Below are 5,125 nucleotides of genomic sequence, written 5' to 3'. Positions count from 1 at the left end.
ACAAGGACGAGGACAAGCCCATGCTGAACCGGGCGCTGCGCGAGACGTACCCGCCCGGCTCGACCTTCAAGGTGGTCACGGCCGCCGCGGCGCTGGAGAACAACAAGGTCAACGGCATCGACTCGGCCACCGACAGCCCGGACCCGTACCAGCTGCCCGAGTCGACGACCCCCCTCACCAACGAGCACGGCGACTGCGAGAACGCCACCCTGCGCGAGGCGCTGCGGGTCTCCTGCAACACCGTCTTCGGCAAGCTCTCCGACGACGTGGGCAACGAGAAGATGATCGAGCAGGCCAAGAAGTTCGGCTTCGACAACCCGGAGCTCGACATCCCGGTCCGTGCCGCCGAGAGCATCTACCCCGAGGACAACCGGCCGCAGAACGCCCTGGCCGGCATCGGCCAGGCGTCCAACCGCGCCACCCCTCTGCAGATGGCGATGGTCTCCGCCGCGATCGCCAACGACGGCAAGCTGATGAAGCCGTACATGGTCGAACAGCTCAAGGCCTCCAACCTCGACGCCATCGAGACGCACGAGCCCGAGGAGCTCTCGCAGGCCGTCTCCGGCGAGACCGCGCAGGCCCTGCAGGAGATGATGGAGACGGTCGTCAAGGACGGCACCGGATCCAAGGCGGCGATCGACGGCGTCACCGTCGGCGGCAAGACCGGTACCGCCCAGCACGGCCTGAACAACAGCGAGAAGCCGTACGCCTGGTTCATCTCGTACGCCAAGGCCGACGACGGCAGCTCGCCCGTCGCCGTCGCCGTGGTCGTCGAGGACGGCAGCGCCAACCGGGACGACATCTCCGGTGGTGGTCTCGCCGCCCCCATCGCGAAGGCCGTGATGCAGGCGGTACTCGACAGCAAGCAGTGACCCACGTCACGTCGCTCACGCAACGGCGCACGTTGCGGTACCGGTCCTGTATCGGGTGACGATTGCGGCCAGGTCACGCAGGGCGAGCCGGGTACGGTATGCCCGGACAGCACACCGCCGGACCACACATGGGTGCGGTCGGGACCGACGGAGAGGGCTGGTAGGTAGCTATGGAGGAGCCGCGTCGCCTCGGCGGCCGGTACGAGCTGAGCCACGTGCTCGGCCGTGGTGGCATGGCCGAGGTGTACCTGGGACAGGACACCCGGCTCGGCCGCGCCGTGGCGGTGAAGACGCTGCGCGCGGACCTCGCGCGTGACCCCACCTTCCAGGCCCGGTTCCGCCGGGAGGCCCAGTCCGCCGCCTCGCTCAACCACCCCGCGATCGTCGCGGTGTACGACACGGGCGAGGACTACATCGACAACGTGTCGATCCCGTACATCGTCATGGAGTACGTCGAGGGCTCCACCCTCCGCGAGCTGCTGCACAGCGGGCGCAAGCTGCTGCCCGAGCGCGCCATGGAGATGACGATCGGCATCCTCCAGGGCCTGGAGTACGCCCACCGCAGCGGCATCGTCCACCGCGACATCAAGCCGGCCAACGTCATGCTGACCCGCAACGGCCAGGTCAAGGTCATGGACTTCGGCATCGCCCGCGCGATGGGCGACTCAGGCATGACGATGACGCAGACGGCCGCCGTCATCGGCACCGCCCAGTACCTCTCCCCGGAGCAGGCCAAGGGCGAGCAGGTCGACGCACGGTCCGACCTGTACTCGACCGGCTGCCTGCTGTACGAGCTGCTGACGGTCCGGCCGCCCTTCGTCGGCGACTCCCCGGTCGCGGTGGCCTACCAGCACGTACGGGAGGAGCCGCAGGCGCCGAGCGTCTTCGACCCCGAGATCACGCCCGAGATGGACGCGATCGTGCTGAAGGCGCTGACCAAGGACCCCGACTACCGCTACCAGTCCGCCGACGAGATGCGCGCCGACATCGAGGCCTGCCTCGACGGCCAGCCCGTCGCGGCGACCGCCGCCATGGGCTCGGTGGGCTACGGCGGCTACCCGGACGAGCAGCCGACACAGGCCATGCGCCCGACCGACGGCCAGGCCACCTCCATGCTGCCCCCGATGAACCCGGACGACGGCGGCTACGGCTACGACGACCGTCCCGGGCGGCGCCGTCAGCAGAAGAAGAACAACACCTCGACCATCCTGCTGGTCGTGGCCGGTGTCCTGGTGCTCGTCGGAGCCATCCTGATCGGCAAGCTGGCGTTCGGCGGCAACGGCGACAACAACGACCCCTTCGCGGCCCCCAACTTCGTCGGGTCCACGCAGGAAGAGGCCCAGCGGATGGCCGAGAACGTGGACCTCACCCTGGAGGTCACCGAAGAGCCCTGCGAGGACCAGAAGACGGGCAACGTCTGCACGCAGACCCCGGAGGCCAGGACCGACGTCAACAAGGGCGACACCATTCAGATCGTGGTGTCGACCGGCGCGCCCACGGTGACGGTGGTGGACGTCCGGGGCCTGTCCTACGAGAAGGCCAAGTCGCAGCTCGAGGAGAAGGGCTTCGTGGTCGAGCAGAAGCTCGAGGAGTCGGACCAGACGGCGGGCGTCGTCATCGGCCAGGACCCCGCGGGCGACACCGACCAGGAGAAGGGCACCACGATCACCCTGACGGTCGCCAAGGAGGTGGCCAAGTCCACCGTCCCGGACGTCACCGGCAGCACCTGTGACGAGGCCGTCCAGCGGATGCAGCAGAGCGACCTCGTGGGCACCTGCACCGAGGTGGAGGTCGACAACGACGACCAGGCGGACAAGGTCGTCAGGACCGCGCCGGCAGCAGGCACCCAGGTCGAGAAGGGCCAGTCGGTCTCCATCCAGATCGGCAAGAAGGCCGAGCCGGAGACGGTGCAGGTCCCGGACGTCAACCGGAAGTCGCTGAAGGACGCCAAGGCGGAGCTGCAGAACGCGGGTCTGCAGTTCAACATCAGCGGCTCGCAGAACGACGAGGCCATCGTCTTCAACCAGGACCCGCAGCCGGGCACCGAGGTGGCCAAGGGCACCACGGTGAACCTGGTCGCCGCGGACGCGGGCGGCAACAACGGGGGCAACAACGGAGGCGGCTTCTTCGGCGGCGCCTTCGGCTGACGCGGCTGGCCTGCGGTGGAGACCCAGCAGGTACGCGGTACGACAGGGCCCCGGCAACCCCTTGGTTGGGGGTGCCGGGGCCCTGTCGCTGCTGCCGGACGGCATGCACGTGACGACGGCGATGGTGGCGGCGTACTTCGAGGTGGCCTCAAGACCATCGAGTCACTGGTACTCGATCACCGGACAGAACTCACAGCGCTGCGCTGCGCTGCGCACCGTACGCAGAAGGGCCGAAGCCGCAAGGAGTAGTTGCGGCTTCGGCCCTTCGCCATGTCAGGCGGCCGGGCCCCGCAGCGCCTCCCCTACGTCAACCTCGACATCACCTCAGTTCCGCCGGCGGCGTCCGGTCCTCGTCCACCTGCTCCACGCGCTCCAGCTCGCCCCACACGATGTAGCGGTAGTCGGAGGTGAAGACGGGCGTGCAGGTGGTGAGGGTGATGTACTTGCCGGCCTTCTTCCTGCCCGACTCCTCGGGGATCGCGTCCAGGACGTCGACGTTGTACTTCGAGGTCTCCGGCAGCATCGCGTAGACCTTGTAGACGTACCACTTGTCCTGCGTCTCGAAGACGATCGGATCGCCCTTCTCGATCTTGTGGATGTTGTGGAACTTGGCGCCGTGGCCGTCGCGGTGGGCGGCGAGGGAGAAGTTGCCGTTCTTGCCGCTCGTCGGGAGGGCCGCCTTGACGGGGTCGGTGTAGTAGCCGGCGACACCGTTGTTCAGGAGCTTGGTCGAGGTGCCCTTCCTGATCAGAATCTCGTCCCCGGTCATGGTCGGGGCGTGCAGGAAGCCGATGCCGTTCTTGGGGTCGAACACGGCCGGCTCACCGTCCTCCTCCTCCTCCTGCTGGGCCCACGTGTCACGGACCTTGTCGCCCTGCTTGTCCGCCTCGCGGTCGGCGAGGACGTTCGTCCACCACAGCGAGTAGACGACGAACAGGCCCAGGACCAGGCCCGCGGTGATGAGGAGTTCACCGAAGACGCTGACGGCCGTCGCGATCTTCCCGGTGCCGCGGCGCCGCGGGGCCGCGGGTGACGGCGCCGGTGACGCGGACTCCTCGTCGGTCCGCTCCTCGTGCTGCTCCCCGTGCTCGGTGGTGGCTGCCACTGCATCTGCCCCGTCTGTTCCAGGTTCCGCATGCCTGCGTGTTCTCACGTGCTCGGGCTCATGTGCTCAGCGCCCACGCGCTCGGTGCGCACGTGCTCATCGGACGAGCGCGTCCGGTTTTCCCTCGTTGCGCGGCCGTTCCTCGACCATCTTGCCCCACACGATCATCCGGTACTTACTGGTGAACTCCGGTGTGCAGGTCGTCAGCGTGATGTAGCGGCCGGCCTCCGTGAACCCCGAGTCGGCGGGCACCGGGTTCAGCACGGCGGTGTTCGAGGGCTGCGTCACCGGCAGGATCGAGGCCATGTCGTACACGTAGTACGTGTCCTGCGTCTCGACCACGATCGGGTCGCCGGGCTCGAGCCGGTTGATGTAGCGGAACGGCTCCCCGTGGGTGTTGCGGTGGCCCGCGATACCGAAGTTGCCGGTCTTGTCCTCGGGCATGGCCGTCTCGATGCTGTTCTCGTCGTAGTGGCCGACCATGCCGCGGTCCAGGACCTGCGTCTTGCTGATGCCCTCCGCGATCGGCACGACCACGTCCAGCTTCGGGATGTGCAGGATGGCGAAGCCCTGCCCCGGCTCGAACGCCCCCGGTGCGCGCTCACCGCTCGCCCACTGCTCCTGGAGGCTGCTGGTCTCCTGGCCGGCCTGCGCCTGCGCCCGTATGTTCGACCACCACAGCTGGTAGGTCACGAACAGCAGCATCAGCACGCCGGTGGTGATGAACGCCTCGCCGATCAGCCGACTGGCTATGGTCCCGGCGCTGGGCTTGCGCGCCCGTGCGGCCCGTCGGGCCTCCACCCGGGAGCGGGGAGCCGCCGGGGAAGGCGTCTCGTCGCCCGCGTCACCGCTCTGCGCGCCGTAGGGGGCCTTCCTGGCGTCCTGGCCCGCCCGGCCCGCTCCGCCGGCTCCCCGGCCGTCCTGCGGGCTCACGGGGCCACCGTTGCGCCCTTGCCGCTTCGCGGCCTTCCGGCGGGCCGCGCGCCCGCCTTCAGGGTGCG

General features: G+C 68.8%; 4 protein-coding genes. 2 read left to right on the top strand and 2 right to left on the bottom strand.

The genetic code is table 11. From position 1 onward, the window contains the following. The coding region (locus tag UW392_RS63170; RefSeq protein ID WP_320784553.1) for a penicillin-binding transpeptidase domain-containing protein at window positions 1-872 on the top strand (872 nt) is incomplete at its 5' end. A gap of 170 nt (window positions 873-1,042) precedes the next feature. Next, window positions 1,043-3,019, top strand: coding sequence for a Stk1 family PASTA domain-containing Ser/Thr kinase (pknB, locus tag UW392_RS63165; protein WP_320784552.1), 1,977 nt, complete (start codon window positions 1,043-1,045; stop codon window positions 3,017-3,019). 319 nt (window positions 3,020-3,338) lie between these two features. On the opposite strand, the gene UW392_RS63160 is transcribed toward pknB, so the two are convergent. Both UW392_RS63160 and UW392_RS63155 read right to left on the bottom strand, forming a co-directional pair. Continuing rightward, a complete protein-coding gene (locus tag UW392_RS63160; protein WP_320784551.1) occupies window positions 3,339-4,124 on the bottom strand; it encodes a class E sortase in 786 nt (261 codons plus the stop codon). A 96-nt stretch (window positions 4,125-4,220) separates the two neighbouring features. Next, the coding region (locus tag UW392_RS63155) for a class E sortase (protein WP_320784550.1) at window positions 4,221-5,125 on the bottom strand (905 nt) is incomplete at its 5' end.

This window comes from Streptomyces sp. CRN 30 (assembly GCF_034105845.1).
Note: the sequence above shows the minus strand (reverse complement) of the source record. Positions and strands in the feature narration are given on the sequence as shown.